Source organism: Mesorhizobium sp. 131-2-1, from assembly GCF_016756535.1.
Taxonomy (GTDB): Bacteria; Pseudomonadota; Alphaproteobacteria; order Rhizobiales; family Rhizobiaceae; genus Mesorhizobium.
In genome coordinates, this window is the sequence record NZ_AP023247.1 from 3,908,981 (window position 1) to 3,924,919 (window position 15,939).

20 protein-coding genes are annotated in these 15,939 nt (G+C 64.7%); 12 read left to right on the forward strand and 8 right to left on the reverse strand.

Features of this window, described 5'->3' with window-relative positions:
* Positions 1-44: 44 nt before the first annotated feature.
* The 3 genes from JG743_RS18915 to JG743_RS18925 are packed head-to-tail and all read right to left on the reverse strand — an operon-like array spanning position 45 to position 2,756.
* Complete coding sequence (locus JG743_RS18915) at positions 45-1,295, reverse strand: vWA domain-containing protein (RefSeq protein ID WP_202292307.1); 1,251 nt, start codon at positions 1,293-1,295, stop codon at positions 45-47.
* A 4-nt stretch (positions 1,296-1,299) separates the two neighbouring features.
* Positions 1,300-2,229, reverse strand: coding sequence for an AAA family ATPase (locus JG743_RS18920; protein WP_202292308.1), 930 nt, complete (start codon positions 2,227-2,229; stop codon positions 1,300-1,302).
* A gap of 32 nt (positions 2,230-2,261) precedes the next feature.
* Positions 2,262-2,756, reverse strand: coding sequence for a flavin reductase (locus tag JG743_RS18925; RefSeq protein ID WP_202292309.1), 495 nt, complete (start codon positions 2,754-2,756; stop codon positions 2,262-2,264).
* A 174-nt stretch (positions 2,757-2,930) separates the two neighbouring features.
* Between JG743_RS18925 and JG743_RS18930 the strand changes: the two genes are divergently transcribed.
* Positions 2,931-4,004 carry a branched-chain amino acid ABC transporter substrate-binding protein gene (locus tag JG743_RS18930; RefSeq protein WP_202292310.1) on the forward strand — a complete coding sequence of 358 codons (1,074 nt, stop codon included), beginning with the start codon at positions 2,931-2,933 and terminating at the stop codon, positions 4,002-4,004.
* On the forward strand, positions 4,004-5,023 hold the full coding sequence (locus tag JG743_RS18935) for a P1 family peptidase (protein WP_202292311.1): 1,020 nt from the start codon (positions 4,004-4,006) through the stop codon (positions 5,021-5,023). Before JG743_RS18930 ends, JG743_RS18935 begins: the two co-directional genes overlap by 1 nt.
* Positions 5,024-5,032: 9 nt before the next feature.
* Here JG743_RS18935 and JG743_RS18940 read toward each other — a convergent pair whose 3' ends face one another.
* Positions 5,033-5,287: a DUF2171 domain-containing protein gene (locus JG743_RS18940; RefSeq protein WP_202292312.1), complete on the reverse strand. Its 255-nt coding sequence runs from the start codon at positions 5,285-5,287 to the stop codon at positions 5,033-5,035.
* Between the two features lie 132 nt (positions 5,288-5,419).
* On the opposite strand from JG743_RS18940, the gene JG743_RS18945 reads away from it, so the two are divergent.
* The 3 genes from JG743_RS18945 (at position 5,420) to purB (ending at position 8,035) form a co-directional block, all read left to right on the forward strand.
* Positions 5,420-6,145, forward strand: a complete 726-nt coding sequence (locus JG743_RS18945) for a DUF2259 domain-containing protein (protein ID WP_202292313.1) — start codon at positions 5,420-5,422, stop codon at positions 6,143-6,145.
* A gap of 17 nt (positions 6,146-6,162) precedes the next feature.
* Entirely contained in the window at positions 6,163-6,666 is a 504-nt protein-coding gene (locus JG743_RS18950; protein WP_202292314.1) for a hypothetical protein, read from the forward strand.
* A 61-nt stretch (positions 6,667-6,727) separates the two neighbouring features.
* Positions 6,728-8,035 (forward strand): adenylosuccinate lyase, encoded by a 1,308-nt coding sequence (gene purB / locus JG743_RS18955; protein WP_202292315.1) that lies wholly within the window; start codon positions 6,728-6,730, stop codon positions 8,033-8,035.
* 53 nt (positions 8,036-8,088) lie between these two features.
* On the opposite strand, the gene JG743_RS18960 is transcribed toward purB, so the two are convergent.
* Positions 8,089-8,901, reverse strand: coding sequence for a VOC family protein (locus JG743_RS18960; RefSeq protein ID WP_202292316.1), 813 nt, complete (start codon positions 8,899-8,901; stop codon positions 8,089-8,091).
* Between the two features lie 241 nt (positions 8,902-9,142).
* On the opposite strand from JG743_RS18960, the gene JG743_RS18965 reads away from it, so the two are divergent.
* The gene (locus JG743_RS18965; RefSeq protein WP_202302723.1) at positions 9,143-9,700 is read left to right on the forward strand and encodes an RBBP9/YdeN family alpha/beta hydrolase; all 558 of its coding nucleotides are present in this window, start codon (positions 9,143-9,145) and stop codon (positions 9,698-9,700) included.
* A gap of 21 nt (positions 9,701-9,721) precedes the next feature.
* Here JG743_RS18965 and JG743_RS18970 read toward each other — a convergent pair whose 3' ends face one another.
* Together JG743_RS18970 and JG743_RS18975 are read right to left on the reverse strand one after the other, a co-directional pair.
* On the reverse strand, positions 9,722-10,495 hold the full coding sequence (locus tag JG743_RS18970; protein WP_202292317.1) for an HpcH/HpaI aldolase family protein: 774 nt from the start codon (positions 10,493-10,495) through the stop codon (positions 9,722-9,724).
* Between the two features lie 157 nt (positions 10,496-10,652).
* Entirely contained in the window at positions 10,653-10,973 is a 321-nt protein-coding gene (locus JG743_RS18975; protein WP_202292318.1) for a DUF1476 domain-containing protein, read from the reverse strand.
* 277 nt (positions 10,974-11,250) lie between these two features.
* Here JG743_RS18975 and purC point away from each other — a divergent pair, with 277 nt between their 5' ends.
* The 5 genes from purC (at position 11,251) to JG743_RS19000 (ending at position 14,113) form a co-directional block, all read left to right on the forward strand.
* Positions 11,251-12,045 (forward strand): phosphoribosylaminoimidazolesuccinocarboxamide synthase, encoded by a 795-nt coding sequence (purC, locus tag JG743_RS18980; protein ID WP_126054834.1) that lies wholly within the window; start codon positions 11,251-11,253, stop codon positions 12,043-12,045.
* Positions 12,046-12,112: 67 nt separating this feature from the next.
* A complete protein-coding gene (gene purS / locus JG743_RS18985; RefSeq protein WP_126054835.1) occupies positions 12,113-12,352 on the forward strand; it encodes a phosphoribosylformylglycinamidine synthase subunit PurS in 240 nt (79 codons plus the stop codon).
* 2 nt (positions 12,353-12,354) lie between these two features.
* Positions 12,355-13,023, forward strand: a complete 669-nt coding sequence (gene purQ / locus JG743_RS18990; RefSeq protein WP_202292319.1) for a phosphoribosylformylglycinamidine synthase subunit PurQ — start codon at positions 12,355-12,357, stop codon at positions 13,021-13,023.
* Positions 13,024-13,068: 45 nt separating this feature from the next.
* On the forward strand, positions 13,069-13,479 hold the full coding sequence (locus JG743_RS18995) for a hypothetical protein (protein ID WP_202292320.1): 411 nt from the start codon (positions 13,069-13,071) through the stop codon (positions 13,477-13,479).
* A gap of 4 nt (positions 13,480-13,483) precedes the next feature.
* Positions 13,484-14,113, forward strand: coding sequence for a Pr6Pr family membrane protein (locus JG743_RS19000; protein ID WP_202292321.1), 630 nt, complete (start codon positions 13,484-13,486; stop codon positions 14,111-14,113).
* Positions 14,114-14,141: 28 nt separating this feature from the next.
* Here the strand turns inward: JG743_RS19000 and JG743_RS19005 are convergent, their stop codons facing one another.
* Positions 14,142-14,390, reverse strand: a complete 249-nt coding sequence (locus JG743_RS19005) for a DUF1127 domain-containing protein (RefSeq protein WP_202292322.1) — start codon at positions 14,388-14,390, stop codon at positions 14,142-14,144.
* A gap of 94 nt (positions 14,391-14,484) precedes the next feature.
* On the opposite strand from JG743_RS19005, the gene JG743_RS19010 reads away from it, so the two are divergent.
* Positions 14,485-15,897, forward strand: coding sequence for an aminotransferase-like domain-containing protein (locus tag JG743_RS19010; RefSeq protein WP_202292323.1), 1,413 nt, complete (start codon positions 14,485-14,487; stop codon positions 15,895-15,897).
* Positions 15,898-15,939: the final 42 nt, after the last annotated feature.

Below are 15,939 nucleotides of genomic sequence, written 5' to 3' on the forward strand. Positions count from 1 at the left end.
CTCAATTTTCTGGGAGTCTGTTCTTCCGATGGATAAACATATGGCTATGCGGCGTGCCTGTCGCCAGTCCGCAGCCAGCGGCGCGGATCGACCGAAGCGGCCGGCCGCTGGTCGAGCGAGGCGCAGAGATCGGCCAGCGCCTCGAGATTGTGCACCGGCCGGAACTCGTCAACATGCGGCAGCATGGCCTTGACGCCACGGGCGCGCGCCTCGAAGCCGTCGAAGCGCAGCAGCGGGTTGAGCCAGATCAGCCGCCGGCAGGATTTGTGCAGTCTCTCCATCTCCTCGGACAAACCGGCGGTGTCGTCGCGCTCGAGCCCGTCGGTGATGAGCAGCACGACCGCGCCTTGCCCCAGCACGCGCCGCGACCACAGGCGGTTGAATTCGGCCAGCGCGTCGCCGATGCGGGTACCGCCCGACCAGTCCTTGACCGTCGCCGAGCACTCGGCGAGCGCGGCATCGGGGTCGCGATGGCGCATCTGGCGGGTCAGGTTGGTCAGGCGCGTGCCGAAGACGAAGGCATGCACGCGCCTTCGTTTTTCCGTCAACGCGTGCAGGAAATGCAGGAAGATGCGCGTGTACTGGCTCATCGAACCGGAGATGTCGGCAAGCACGACCAGCGGCGGATGCACCTCGCGGGGCGAGCGGAATTTTGGCAGGATCAGTTCGCCGCCGGTGCGCGCGGCTGAGCGCATCATGGCGCGCGGATCGATACGCCTGCCTTGGGCGTTGGCCCTGAAGCGGCGCGTGCGGACCATATCGAAGGGCAGTCGCAAGGCGGCGATCGCCTGCTTGGCCTGCGCCAACTCGGCGGCGTTCATCTGGGCAAAATCCTTGCCGCGCAGCACCTCATTGCCGGAAAAGGTGAAGCGGGCGTCGACCTCGATCTCGGGGATCTCCTTAACCGGCTGGTTCTTCTGATGGCCCTCGAACAGCGCCTGGCTGACGCGGGTCTCGGCGGCGCGGGGTTTCTGCTTCTCGCTCATGTCCAGCGCGACGGGCGAAAACATCGCCAGCATCTTTTCGATCAGCTCGCGCGACTTCCAGAACAGCCGGAAGGCCTCGTCGAAGACCGGATGGTCCTCGTGCCGTGAGACCAGCACGGCATGCAGCGTCCAGTAGAAATCGTCGCGCGAGCCGATGCCGGCCGCGAGCACCGCCTCGATGGCGTCCTTGACCGAGGCCGGCCCGACCCGCATGCCGGCCTTGCGCAAGGTACGGGCGAAATAGACGATGTTGTCGGCGAGGCGCCCCTCTTCCGTGGCCTCAGCGGGATCGAGGCGCGGCGCCTTCATGGGCCTATTCCGCCGCAGCGAGCTCGGCCTTGACCTCGTCGAGGATGCGCCGGCCCTCGCCCGCGCCGATGCGGGCAATGTCGTCCTGGTATTTCAACAGCACGCCGATCGTGTCGGAAATCGTTTCCGGATCGAGCGCGACCTTGTCGAGCTCGGTCAGCGCGCCGGCCCAGTCGATGGTTTCGGCAACGCCCGGCGCCTTGAACAGCTCGATCTGGCGCAGCTTCTGGATGAAGGAGACAATTTCGGCCGAAAGCCGGCTGTTGGCCTGCGGCACCTTGCGGCGCACGATCTCCAGCTCGCGCTCGGCATTGGGATAGTCGACCCAGTGATAAAGGCAGCGCCGTTTCAGCGCGTCATGGATTTCGCGCGTGCGGTTGGTGGTGATGATGACGATCGGCGGCTCTTCCGCCCTGATCGTGCCAAGCTCGGGCACTGTCACCTGGAAGTCCGAAAGGATTTCGAGCAGGAAGGCCTCGAAGGCCTCGTCGGTGCGATCGAGCTCGTCGATCAGGAATACCGGGGCAGCGCCCGCCTTGCCGGTGAGGGCATCCAGCACCGGGCGGCGGATCAGGTATTTTTCGGAGAAGACATTGCGTTCCATGTCGGAGCGCACGACCTTGCCGGCCGCCTCCTCCATGCGGATCTCGATCATCTGCGCGGCGTAGTTCCACTCGTAGACGGCTGACGAGACGTCGAGGCCCTCATAGCACTGCAGGCGGATCAGCCGGCGGCCGAGCGCGTCGGCCAGCACCTTGGCGATCTCTGTCTTGCCGACACCGGCTTCGCCTTCGAGGAAGAGCGGCCGCTTCATGCGCAACGAGAGAAAAAGCACGGTCGCCAGCGATCGGTCCGCCACATAGTCCGCGCCGGTCAGGAGATCGAGCGTCTCGTCGATCGTCCGCGGCGCGGGGCGCGGTTTCAAGCCGGTCATTCCGTCTCCGTGGGCTCAGCCGTCGCAGCCCCCTATAGGGCGTGATAGCCGCGATCGTGATAGATCAGCGGCCGCAAATTATCGCCGATGCGCAGGCCTGTCACCTTGCCAAAAAGCACACGGTGGGTGGCAAAGTCCTTGGTGTCGATCAACTCGCAATCGAACACGGCGAGCGCGCCTTTCAAGGTCGGCGCCCCCGTCGAGATTACGTCCCACTCGCCGAGCGCGAAGCGTTCCTCGACCGGCAGGCCGGTCATGCCGGAAAAGCCGACCGACAGCGGCTCCTGATGCGAGGCCAGCGTGTTGAGCGCGAACCTGCCGTTGCCGACGAAAGGCTCGTTTTTGGGATTCTCGCGGTTGAGGCAAACGAGAACGGTCGGCGGCGTGTCGGACACCGAGCAGGCGGCGATTACAGTCGCGCCACGCTTGCCCGCGGGACCGTCGGTCGTCACCACATGGACCTGGCCGGCAAAATGAGCCATCGCGTCGCGATAGGCCTGCGGCCCGATATCGTTCTTCTTCAGCACGGATGATTTTCCTCAGAACCCACCGTTATATATGGCGGCATATTGCATGCCACAAGCGAAGTGCTTGACGCATATCCCGAAATTCGCGTTGCGCCGAGGGCGGGCAGCCTTTAGGTCTTGGCGAAACGGGTGCCGGCAAACCTACCGCCGGCGCGGGAGGAACGCTTCGCTCACATGCGACCCCTGGTGACGATATTGGCGGTGCTGGCCTCGATTGCTTTCGCCGGCGATGCAGGCGCCGATGGCCTTGTCGTCGGCGTCGTGGCGCCCCTCTCCGGCCCTTCGGCGATCCTTGGCAAGCAGGTCGAAGCCGGCGCCGGGCTGGCGGCGGAAGCGAACGGCGCCGAGATCAAGACGGTCGACGATGCTTGCACCGCAGACGGCGGAGCCGCCGCAGCGCGCGATTTCGCGGCGGCGAAAGTCAATGTGGTGGTCGGCTTCCTCTGCACCGAGGCGATCGAGGCGGCGCTGCCGATCCTGAAAGAGGCCGGCATTCCCGTCATCACCGTCGGCGTGCGCACCGAAAGCCTGACCGACCGGCGGGCCAAGACCGGCTGGCCGGTCTATCGGCTGGGGCCGCGCGGCGACGACGAGCGCTATGCCGTCGCCAGGATCCTGGCGCATCTGTGGCAGAACGAGCTGTTCGCCATCATCGACGATGGCACGATCTATGGCCGCGAAATCGCCGAGACGTTCAGGGCAGCGGCCGAGCAAACAGCTCTGAAGCCGGTATTCGTCGACACGTTCCGGCCGCAGCTCGACAACCAGATCGGACTGATCGGCCGGCTGAAGAAGGCCGGCGCGACCAAAGTGTTCGCCGGCGGCGACGGCGACGACATCGCCATCATGGGGCGCGATGCAACCCAGCTCGAAGCCGGCATCACCTTTGCCGGCGGCGAAAATCTGCGCACGCCGGCCGGCGATGTGCCCTATGCCACGGGCACGCTGATGATCGCGCCGCCCGAATGGTCGGATGTCGCCGACCCCAAGGTGGTGCAGGCTTTCGTGGAGAGAAGCATCGTACCGGAAGGCTACGTGTTGCCCGCCTACGCGGCGGTCGAGATCGCAAAAGCTGCAACCGCCGAAGCGGAAAGCTCGGGCAAGCCGCTTGCCGAAGCGCTCACCGGGCGTGACTTCACGACTGCGATCGGGCCCGTCCGGTTCGACGACAAGGGCGATCTGAGCCAGTCTCCGTTCCGCGCCTTCCGCTTCGATGGAACGCGTTTCGTGCCGCTGGAGACGAAGTGATGTTCCGCACCGGCCCGCGCAACCTGATCACCGATGTTGCCGGTCTCAGGGTCGGCAACGCCGCAGACACCAGGTTGAAGTCGGGTGTGACGGCACTGCTTTGCGACGACCCGGCGGTGGCAGGCGTGCAGGTGCTGGGCGGCGCGCCGGGCACGCGCGAGACCGATCTTCTGGAGCCGCAGAATTCGGTCCAGGAGATCCATGCCGTCGTGCTCTCGGGCGGCTCGGCCTTCGGCCTTGACGCCGCTTCGGGCGTGCAGGCGGCCTTGCGCGAAAGGAACATCGGCGTCGAGGTCGGCGGCTTCCGCGTGCCGATCGTGCCGGCGGCGATCCTGTTCGACCTGCGCAATGGCGGCGACAAGGGCTGGGGTCGCTACCCGCCCTATCGCGACCTCGGCTACCAGGCCGCGCAAGCGGCAGAGATCGACTTTGCATTGGGCACGACAGGCGCCGGCACCGGCGCATTGACGTCGGGACTCAAGGGCGGGCTGGGCTCGGCCTCGACCGTGCTCGACAGCGGAATCACCATCGGCGCGCTGGCCGCCGTCAATCCGACCGGCTCCGTCACGGTCGGCAGGACCCGCTACTTCTGGGCAGCACCCTTCGAGATCGGCGACGAGTTCGGCGGCCTCGGCTACCCTTCGCCAATGCCCGCCGACGCCAGGAAGATCCTGCTGAAATACCGCGACAAGCAGTTCGGCGGGCAAGCGGAAGCCGGCGGCAACACCACCATTGCCGTCATCGCAACCGATGCCATTCTGACCAAGGCAGCCGCCAAGCGGCTGGCGATTTCGGCGCATGACGGCTTCGCGCGCGCCATCTGGCCGGCGCACACGCCCGCCGACGGCGATCTGGTCTTCGCGCTGGCGACCGGCAAGAGCGGCATCGAGCTCACCGCAGACGCCGCCATCGATCTCTACGCCGCCGCCGGCGCCACCATGGCGCGCGCGATCAGCCGCGGTGTCCACGCCGCGACGCCGGCCGCGGGCGATCTGTTTCCGGTCTGGTCGTCGCGCTGAGCCGGCGGATCAGGTGGGATCGGACTTTTCTTCCTCGAAGCTCACCGCGACATCCGAATTGGCCGACAGCCAGACTTTCTCGCCCTCAACCTCGGCTACCAGGCTCAAGGGAATATAGTGGTGATGCCCTCTGTGGGAGCCCTGACCGCTGTCAGCTTTGGTCAGTTTGATCCGCTTCCCCTCGATCTCTTCGACAGTGCCGATATGAACGCCGTCAGCGCCGACGACTTCCATATGCCCGCGAATTTTGCTCGTATCGGTCATGGTGATCCTCCGCTGAAGCTGCCGACAATAACAATCGACGACCGGATTGGATGCATCGCAGCTGCATGGGAAATCCTGTTCACCATGACGTGATAGGCATGATTCAATCCTGCCGGCTGGAGTGACAAGTCCATGCGAACCTCCGTCCTGATATGCACCTGGCTGCTGGCGCAACTCGCAAGCGTCGCCGCGGCCAGTGCCGGCGACGTCGCGGAGCTGGAGATCCTCGGCTTCAGCAAGGATGGCGGCGTCTTTGCCTTCGAGGAATATGGCGTGCAGGATGGTTCGGGCTTTCCCTATGCCAACCGCTACTACATCGACACGGGCAGCGACAGCTTTCTCAAGGGCACGCCGATCAGGGTGCGCCTCGACGACGAGGCCGCGACGCTCGACCAGGCGCGCCTGCAGGCCCGGCAGCAGGGCGAGGCCATCGTCGGCCAGGCGGAGCTGACGGCCAATCGCGGCATAACGGCCGGCTTCAATCCAGTGACCGAGCTTTCGGCCGACCCGTTCCGCATGGTGGTCAACCCGCGCCCGATCTTTTCGCCGGTCGACCCCCCGCTCGAATTCCGGCTCGACGAGATCGGCATGAATGACACCGAACGCTGCCAGAGCCTGGGTGAGATCAACGGCTTTCGCCTGCTGCGCATCGAGGCGAAGGATGGCGGCCAGACACATCTGCTGCACGAGGACAAATCGATTCCGCAAAGCCGCGGCTGTCCGAACGGCTACCGGATCGGCGCGGTGCAGACATTCTCGCTCGACAGCCTCAGCGCCTATGCCGTGCTGATTGCTGTTCGGCAACACGGCTTCGAGGGGCCCGACTTCCGCTGGATCGCGGTGACGGGCCGGCTGTGACACCGATTTCCCAACCCATGGCGCGCGGTCGCATCAGGGACCATTTCCGGGGCGCGCTGCCTTCGGCGCGCATTGCGCTTGTTGGGGCCTTGCTCTGGGGCCTGACGATGGGTGCCAGCGCGCTCGTCAATCTCCTGCTCTATGACTGGGAGACGCCGGCAAAGATCCGTTTCGTCACGCTGCTCTATGTTGCAGGCGGCGCGGCCGCCTTTCCGGTCGGCCTGTTCCTCGCGCGCCTCGTCTCGCGCGGACGACATTGGGAAGTGGCGCTTGCCGCCGCTTTCGTTGCGCTGTTGGCCGCGACGCTCGCCTTCACCGGCGCCCTGTTCGCGCTGCAATACCGGTCCTACTATGCCGAATGGCACGCGCCGGCCTTCACCATCAGATGGGCGTTCGAATTCGTGTTCACGGTACTGACGGCGCTCTACCAGTTCGTCGTGCTCGGCGTCCGGCTCTATTTTCCATTGGGATTCATCGGGCTCGCCGGCGCCAGCATCTGGTTTGCACGGCAGCGGCGTTGAGCATTCCGTCCGCCTCTGTTAGGAGGCGGGCAACAAGCTTCCCCGAAGTCAGGACCGATTGATGATCCCTCGCTATTCCCGACCGGAAATGGTCGCCATCTGGTCGCCAGAGACCCGTTTCCGAATCTGGTTCGAGATCGAGGCGCATGCCTGCGATGCGCTGGCAGAGCTTGGCGTCATCCCCAAGGAAGCGGCCAAGACCATCTGGGTAAAAGGCGGCGCGGCGAAATTCGACGTCGACAAGATCGACGAGATCGAGCGCGTCACCAAGCATGACGTCATCGCCTTCCTCACCCATCTCGGCGAATTCGTCGGGCCGGATGCCCGTTTCATCCACCAGGGCATGACTTCGTCGGACGTGCTCGACACCTGTTTTGCCGTGCAACTCACCCGCGCCAGCGACATCCTGCTCGCCGACATCGACGCGCTTCTCGCGGCCTTGAAGCGCCGCGCCTTCGAACACAAGGACACCGTCACCATCGGCCGCAGCCACGGCATCCATGCCGAGCCGACGACGTTCGGCGTCAAGCTGGCGCAGGCCTATGCCGAGTTCTCGCGCTGCCGCGAGCGGCTGGTGCACGCACGCGAAGACATCGCGACCTGCGCCATCTCGGGCGCGGTCGGCACCTTCGCCAACATCGATCCCTATGTCGAAGAGCATGTGGCGAAGAAGCTCGGGCTGAAGCCGGAGCCGGTGTCGACGCAGGTCATCCCCCGCGACCGCCATGCCATGTTCTTCGCCACGCTCGGCGTCATCGCCTCGTCGGTCGAGCGGCTGGCGATCGAGGTTCGCCATCTGCAGCGGACCGAGGTCCTGGAAGCGGAAGAGTATTTCTCGCCGGGGCAGAAGGGCTCGTCGGCGATGCCGCACAAGCGCAATCCGGTGCTGACCGAAAACCTCACCGGCCTTGCCCGCATGGTGCGCTCCTTCGCCATGCCGGCGATGGAGAACGTTGCGCTCTGGCACGAGCGCGACATCTCGCACTCCTCGGTGGAGCGCATGATCGGACCTGATGCCACCGTGACGCTGGATTTCGCGCTGTCGCGGCTCACCGGCGTCGTCGACAAGTTGCTCGTCTATCCCGACAACATGCTGAAGAACATGAACAAGTTCCGCGGCCTTGTGCATTCGCAGCGCGTGCTGCTCGCGCTCACCCAGGCCGGCGTGTCACGCGAGGACGCCTACCGGCTGGTGCAGCGCAACGCCATGAAGGTATGGGAGCATGGCGCTGATTTCCTTGAGGAACTGCTTGCCGACAAGGAAGTGACGGCAGCGCTGCCGGAGGCCGAGATCCGCGAGAAGTTCGACCTCGGCTATCACACCAAGCACGTCGACACGATCTTCAAGCGGGTGTTCGGAGAGGCTTGAGCTTTTCTTCTCCCCGCATAGTGACGGGGAGAAGAAGCTGTGCCGACGTCCAATCAGGCTTTGCCCGGAACCGTCCTGATCACCGTGCCCCACGGGTCTTCGCGGCTCGTCTCGCCGGCGACATTGTCCGAACGCATCTCGACCCAGGCAAGGCCTGACCGCGCGGGATCGCGCCGACCGGCGCCGGGGCTGCGCCAGGCATTGGCGCCGATGTGGTGGTGGTAACCGCCCGACGACAGGAACACCGCCTGGCCGCCATATTTTGCCACAGTGTCGAAGCCGAACTCGTCGTGCCAAAAGGCTTCGGCATCTTCCGGCCGGCCGACGCGCAGATGCACGTGGCCGACGATGGTGTTTTCCGGCGCCCCCTGCCAGCCGGCGTCGCCGGCCGGCACGCTGGCAACCACCGCCGGCAGGTTCAGACGCTCGGTCGCCATGGCGATCTTGTCGCCGTTCCACTTCCAGTCCTGCGGACGGCGGTCCGAATAGATCTCGATGCCGTTGCCCTCGGGGTCGGTCAGATAGAGCGCCTCGCTGACCAGATGGTCCGACGCGCCCTCGATGGCGATCCTGTTGGCGGCGGCATGGTTGATCCAGCGACCGAGATCGGCACGACTGGGCAGCAGGAAGGCGGTGTGGAACAGGCCGGCGCTGCGCGGATCGTCAGGCTTTGCCGCGGCATCGGGCTCGAGGACCAGCAGAGGCCGGTTGGCGGCGCCGAGCGTGATCACGCCATCGGCACGGCTCAATTCCTGCAGGCCGACAACGGCGCGGTAATAGGCGGCGAGGCCTTCGGCATCGCGCGCCTTCAGGCCGACGCGCGACACGCTGACCGGCGTGGTCGCGGCAAAAGGCAATTCACTCATCATCGTCTCCGTTCGGGCGCCCGACGAAACTCCCAAAGCCAGAAGCCCCGCGCCGCCGATCATCCTACGTCGTGTCAGCCGCAAAATCCCGGCCCTTCACGGCAATGTTGTCCTTGCGACAGATCGTCGATCGCGATCGTTCACACAAGAGAGCAAGGAGCGAACATGGTGTTCACCAAATTGATCGTGAACGTCGTTCGGCACGGTTGCGCGAAACGGCAACGCTCGCTACATGCGCGCCATGAAGGTCAAGGACGCAGATATTCTCATCGTGCCGGGCTACACCAATTCCGGCCCCGAGCATTGGCAGACCCGCTGGCAGTCGAAACTGTCGACGGCACGCCGGGTCGAGCAGGCGGAATGGTCGAAGCCGGTGCGCGAGGACTGGACCGCGAATGTGGCCAGGGCGGTCAACGAGGCCGAACGACCGGTGGTGCTCGTCGCCCACTCGCTCGGCGTGGCGGCGGCGGTTCAGGCCATTCCGAAGTTCCAAAGGCCGGTTGCCGGCGCCTTCTTCGTGGCGCCGCCTGACGTCGCCAATCCGGAGATAAGGCCGAGGCACCTGATGACCTTCGGACCCTATTCGCGCGAGCCGCTGCCGTTTCCGTCGATCGTGATCGCCAGCCGCAACGACCCGTTCTGCGCCTTCGACGTCGCAGAGGACATTGCCGGCGCCTGGGGCTCGCTGTTCATCGATGCCGGCGACGCCGGCCACCTCAACGCGGATTCAGGCTTCGGGCCGTGGCCCGAGGGCTCGATGACCTTCGCCAAGTTCCTGACGGAATTGAAGGAACCCTGAGGCCAGGCCGCTCGGTGGCGCTCAGGACCCGATGGAATCGCGCATGCTCTTCAGCAGGGTCTTGGCGCCCAGCGAGATCAGCGTGTGGTCCGAGCCCATGGCCAGCAGCCGGTAGCCCATCGCCACGACGCGGCCGGCGACAGCCGGTTCGATGACATAGATCGCGGCATGCTTGCCGGCCTTGCGCGTGCGCTCGGCGATCGAGGCGACCGTCTCCATCATGCTTTCCAGCGTCGAATTTATGGTGGCGCCATTCGACCAAGCGATCGAGAAATCGGACGGCCCGACGAAAATGCCGTCGATGCCGGGCGTGTCGAGGATGCCGTCCAGCGCCTCGAATGCCGCGCGCGTCTCGACCATCGCAAACGCCATGGTGCGCTGGTTGGTGTCGCGCAGCCATTCGGCGTGGTCGCCCTTGCCGTGGCGCGGAAAGGCATAGGTCGGACCCCAGGAGCGCTCGCCCAGCGGCGGGTATTTCATCGCGGCGGCGAACAGCCTGGCGTCGGCGACCGAATTGACCATCGGCGCGATCACCGCCTCGGCGCCGAAATCGAGCGCGCGGCTGGCCATGTCGAAGCGGCCGACAGGAATGCGCACCAGCGCCGGCTTGTTGGCGGCAAGCACCGGCACCAGGCCGCGCAGCACGCTGTCCTCGTGATGGCCGCCATGCTGCATGTCGAGGGTGACGGCGTCGAAGCCCTGCTTGGCGATGATCTCCACCGTGAGCGCATCCGGCACTCCGGACCATGCGGTGAACAGCGTTTCGTCAGCAGCCAGGCGGGACTTGAGCGACATCTGAACTTTCCTTGTTAACAATCCGCAGTTTCAGCCCGAAACGGCGGCAAAGGCAAAGAAAAACCGCCCGGCTTGGCCGGGCGGTTGATTGGTCCAGTCAGAGCGTGATGCCGAAAGGTGTGAAGCGGTTTTCGGGCGACATCATGCTCACATGGGATCAGGTGTTCTTGATCTGCTCGATCGCCTCGGCCATCAGCTCGTCCATGGTGCGGCGAATCTGATGGTCCGACTGGTTGACGCCGGCGTCATCGAAATCCTTGCGGATCTTGCGGAAGACGTCGTGGTCGCCGGCCTCCTCGATATCGGCGACGACCACCTGCTTGGCATAGGCCTCGGCATCGGCGCCGGACTTGCCGAGCTTCTCGGCGGCCCACATGCCAAGCGCCTTGTTGCGGCGGGCAGAGGCCTTGAAGCGAAGCTCCTCGTCGAAGACGAATTTGCGCTCGAAGCCCTCTTCGCGGTCTTTCATGCTGCTCATGGCATCCCTCCGGTCAAATCCGATTCGCTTAGGCCTAGATCATGTGTGTTCCCGAAGCACAAACCAAAAGGCCGCGGGCCGGTCAATATGCTACATCACTTGCTGCGCTGCGGCATTTCATTCCCGAAAGCGGTTGATTCGAAGGATTTGCCGATTGAGCAAACCATGCGATTGGGATAGACACCGGCATTGAACACCGCCGTTGCCGTACTAATTAAGGCAGACGGACAGGAACTGGTCGCTTGCCGCCTGCCCGGAAATCCAGAGAAAAAATCAAATGAAAAATCGCCGCCGCATTTATGAAGGCAAGGCCAAGATCCTCTATGAGGGACCCGAGCCCGGGACGCTCATCCAGTTTTTCAAGGACGACGCCACCGCCTTCAACAAGAAGAAGCATGAAGTGGTCGATGGCAAGGGCGTGCTCAACAACCGCATTTCCGAGCATATCTTCAACCATTTGAACCGCATGGGCATTCCGACCCATTTCATCCGCCGGCTCAACATGCGCGAGCAACTGATCAAGGAAGTCGAGATCATTCCGCTCGAAGTGGTGGTGCGCAACGTCGCCGCCGGCTCGCTGTCGAAGCGCCTCGGCATCGAGGAAGGCACAGTGCTGCCGCGCTCGATCATCGAATTCTATTACAAAGCCGACGCGCTCGACGACCCGATGGTGTCGGAAGAGCACATCACCGCCTTTGGCTGGGCGAGCCCGCAGGAGATCGACGACGTCATGGCGCTGGCCATCCGCGTCAACGACTTCCTGTCCGGCCTGTTCATGGGCGTCGGCATCCAGCTCGTCGACTTCAAGATCGAGTGCGGCCGCCTGTTCGAGGGCGACATGATGCGCATCGTCGTCGCCGACGAGATTTCACCCGATTCCTGCCGGCTGTGGGACGTGAACACGCAGGACAAGCTCGACAAGGACCGTTTCCGCCGCGACATGGGCGGCCTGGTCGAAGCCTATCAGGAAGTCGCCCGCCGCCTCGGCATCATGAACGAGAACGAGCCGCCGCGCCCGACCGGACCGGTGCTCGTCGCCTCCACCGAGCCGCCGAAGGGCCTGAAGCACTAACTTACCAAAGCGGGCTCGCCGGTACCGGCGAGCCCGGCGCAAGCCTTACTGATTTCCAGGAGTATCGATGAAAGCCCGCATCACCGTCACCCTCAAGAACGGCGTTCTCGACCCGCAGGGCAAGGCGATTGAGCATGCGCTTTCGGGGCTGGGCTTTGATGGGGTCGGCTCGGTGCGCCAAGGCAAGGTGTTCGACGTCGAGCTTGCCGGGACGGACAAGGCCAAGGCCGAAGCCGACCTCAAGGCCATGTGCGACAAGCTCCTGGCGAACACGGTGATCGAGAACTACGCGGTGGAGATCGCCTGACAATGAAATCAGCCGTCGTCCTCCTGCCCGGCCTCAACCGCGACCGCGACATGATCGCGGCGCTGACCAAGATTTCCGGACAGGCGCCGGCGACCGTCTGGCAGACCGACACCGAAATCCCCGATGTCGACCTGATCGCCATTCCGGGCGGCTTCTCCTTCGGCGACTATCTGCGCTGCGGGGCGATCGCCGCGCGCATGCCGGTGATGCGGGCGGTTGCCGAGAAGGCGGCCAAGGGCGTCATGGTGATCGGCGTCTGCAACGGCTTCCAGATCCTGGTCGAGGCCGGCCTGCTGCCCGGCGCGCTGATGCGCAACGCGTCGCTGAAATTCGTCTGCCGCGAGGTCAAGCTCGAGATCGCCAACGCCAACACCATGTTCACCCGCCGCTATCAGCCTGGGCAGATCATCCGCTCGCCGGTGGCGCATCACGACGGCAACTATTTCGCCGACGCCGAGACGCTCGCCCGTCTCGAAGGCGAGGGACAGGTGGTGTTCCGCTACGCCGACGGCACCAATCCCAACGGCTCGATCAACGACATTGCCGGCATCATCAACGATAAGGGCAATGTGCTCGGCCTGATGCCGCATCCGGAGAACCTGATCGAGGCGGCGCATGGCGGCAGCGACGGCCGGGCGCTGTTCGAAGGCGCTCTCGGCATCGCCGCTTGATTATCTCCTAGGACATTGCTTTCAGAACGCGGGGGCGGCCTGACCATGAGACTGACGATTGTTCGCCTTGCTCTCCTGGCTGTCGCCGGCGTTGCGCTGGCCTCCTGCCAGTCGAGCCCGAAGAGCGCGCCACCGCCCTCCGGCAAGAGCGCTTCGCTGCTCGCCATGGAACAGGTCGCGATATCAGCGCACAAATGCTGGATCGCCAGCAAGGATCCGGCCTTCAAGCCCTACCAGATGGCCAATGAGCTGAATTCGTTCAGCGGCACGCCGCGCTTCCTGCTGGTGCCGGCCAAGCATTATGGCGGCAAGCCGCTCTTGGTGGTGCAGGCGCAGGGCAATTCCAGCCGCGTCGACGTGTTCGGCCCGCTGATGTCCGAGCCGCTCGGCGCGCGCATCGGCTCCGACATCGCCCGCTGGCAGACGGGCAATCCGTCCTGTGCGGCGGCCGCCTGACGCCATGAGCCGTTTCCTGCAGATCGCGGGACTGGCAATCGGCCTTATCGGGCTCGTCCTGCAGGCATGCATCACCATCCCGGCCTCGATGGAAGCCGGCCGTAGCTTCCTCGGCTCGATCGTCTTCCTGTTCAGCTTCTTCACCATCCTGACCAATATCGGCGCGGTACTCGTCCACGTCTCCCTGCTGTCGCCGTCGGGCTACGCCTGGTTTCCGGCCTTTGCCGGATCGCGGCTGCGGGCGGGCGTGGCGGTGGCGATCAGCCTTGTCTTCATCGTCTATGCGACGGTGCTGGCGCGGCTATGGCAGCCGCAGGGCCTGTTCCTGCTCTGCGACGTGCTCCTGCACTATGTGACGCCGGCGCTGTTCGTGCTGTGGTGGCTTATCGCCGGCACCGATGGCAGCACGCGGTGGCGCGACATCTCGTGGTGGATGGTCTACCCGCTCGCCTATCTGGCCTATGTGCTGCTGCGGGCGCCGATCGCAGGCGAAGTCCCCTACCCGTTCCTCAACGTCGAGAAGAACGGAGCGGCCAGCGTCGCCGTTTCGGCGCTGGCCACCACCGGGTTGTTTCTGGTGCTGTGCGTGATCGCGGTCTTCGCCGACCATTGGGTCGCCCGGCTGCGAAAGTAGGGCTCCTCGATCCAAGGACGGCGTGAACTCAATCCCAGAACGGCCTGAGGCCTTCGCGGTGAGCATCGCAGCGCGAGACGCCGATATCCTTGAGCTGTTCGTCCGTCATCTCCAGCAGAGCCAGGCGGCCGCGGCGGCGCTCCAGCACCCTGCCGATCTGACGCATCAATGAGCCGAGCACGACGACCAGTCGGCCACCAAAGCCGCGCCGCTCCGAGGGATAAGAGTCGCCGCGCAATGAAGCGCCTGCGTAACGGATTGTCTCGATTGTATCCATTTTGATTCTGCCAGAGTTCGCTATTGTACCTGTCTTTGGTACGCCGCTGATATGTATTGACTCCTATCGCGGTGCAATATAGAAAATTGTCACCATGACAAATTGGCTCCCCGATCTCTCCGCCGGTTCCGGCCCTCTGTACCAGCGCCTTGCTGACAGCATTGAGTCAGATATCGACCGGGGCGTGATCGGTGTCGGTGCGAAGCTGCCGCCGCAGCGCGATCTCGCCTATGACATCGGCACCACGGTCGGCACGGTCGGCCGGGCCTATCAGTTGCTGCGCGAACGCGGACTGGTCAGCGGCGAGGTCGGACGCGGCACCTATGTGCTCGGCCAGCGCCCGGAAGAGGCAAAGGCCGAACTGCTGGAGCCCAGCGAGCAAGGCACGCGCTTTATCGACGCGCCGAGCGGCAAGCTGCGCTTCGACAGCACCGCCGCGCCCGATATCGGCCAGGATGCCGTCATCGCCGAGATGCTGTCGCGAACGGCGCAGGACCATCCACACGAGATTTCCAGCTACACCCGGGATTTCCCGGAGCGCTGGTCCGAGGCCGGCAGCCGATGGCTGGGGCGGAACTCCTATCGCCCTGCCCTCGATTCGATCGTGCCGACGCTCGGGACCCATGCGGCCGTCATGGCCGCGATCGCCGCGCTCACCACGCCAGGCGACTATGTCGCCTTCGAGCATCTCACCTATTCGCAGATCTCGCGCAGCGCCGGCCTGATCGGCCGCCGCACGGCGCTGGTTGCCTCGGATGACGAAGGCATCGACCCCGACGATTTTGTGCGCGTCTGCGCGCAAAAGCACCCGAAGATGATGTTCCTGATGCCGACGGCGAAGAACCCGACGCTGGTGACGCTGTCGGCGGAGCGTCGCAAGGCCATCGCGCGCGTCGCCCGCGAGTTCAACGTCGTGCTGATCGAGGACGACCTCTATGGCGACCTGACCGACGATCCGACGCCGCTGCTTGCCGAATATGCACCCGAGCGGACCATCGTTGCCGGCGGCCTGTCGAAATCGGTGGCTGCAGGCGTCCGCGGCGGTTGGCTCGCCTGCCCGCCGGCCTACCGCCACCGCATCCGCGTCGCCCACAAGATGATGACCGGCGGCCTCCCCTTCCTGTTGGCCGAGGTCGGCTCGCGGCTGGTGCTGTCCGGCCAGGCGAGCGATATCCGCAGGCGCTGCATCGCTGAAGTCGGCGCGCGCATCGCCATCGTGCGCGAGACATTGGCCGGGTTCGAATTCAAGGCGAAAGACAGCGTGCCTTTCGTCTGGCTTACGCTGCCTGAGCCTTGGCTTTCCGGCACCTTCAAGCAGGCCTGCCTGGAACATGGGGTACTCATCGACGACGAGGACGAGTTCAAGGCCGGCCGTTCCGAGCAGGTGTTCCACGCCGTCCGTTTCGGCGTCTCGCAGCCGAGACAGCGCAAGGATGTCGCCGGCGGCGTCACGGTGATCCGGCGCCTGCTCGAGGAAGGCCGCGCCGGCTACGACAGTTTTTCCTGAGCTGCCGCCCCGCCTAGTCGCGATGTTCTGATGGTCCCCGCT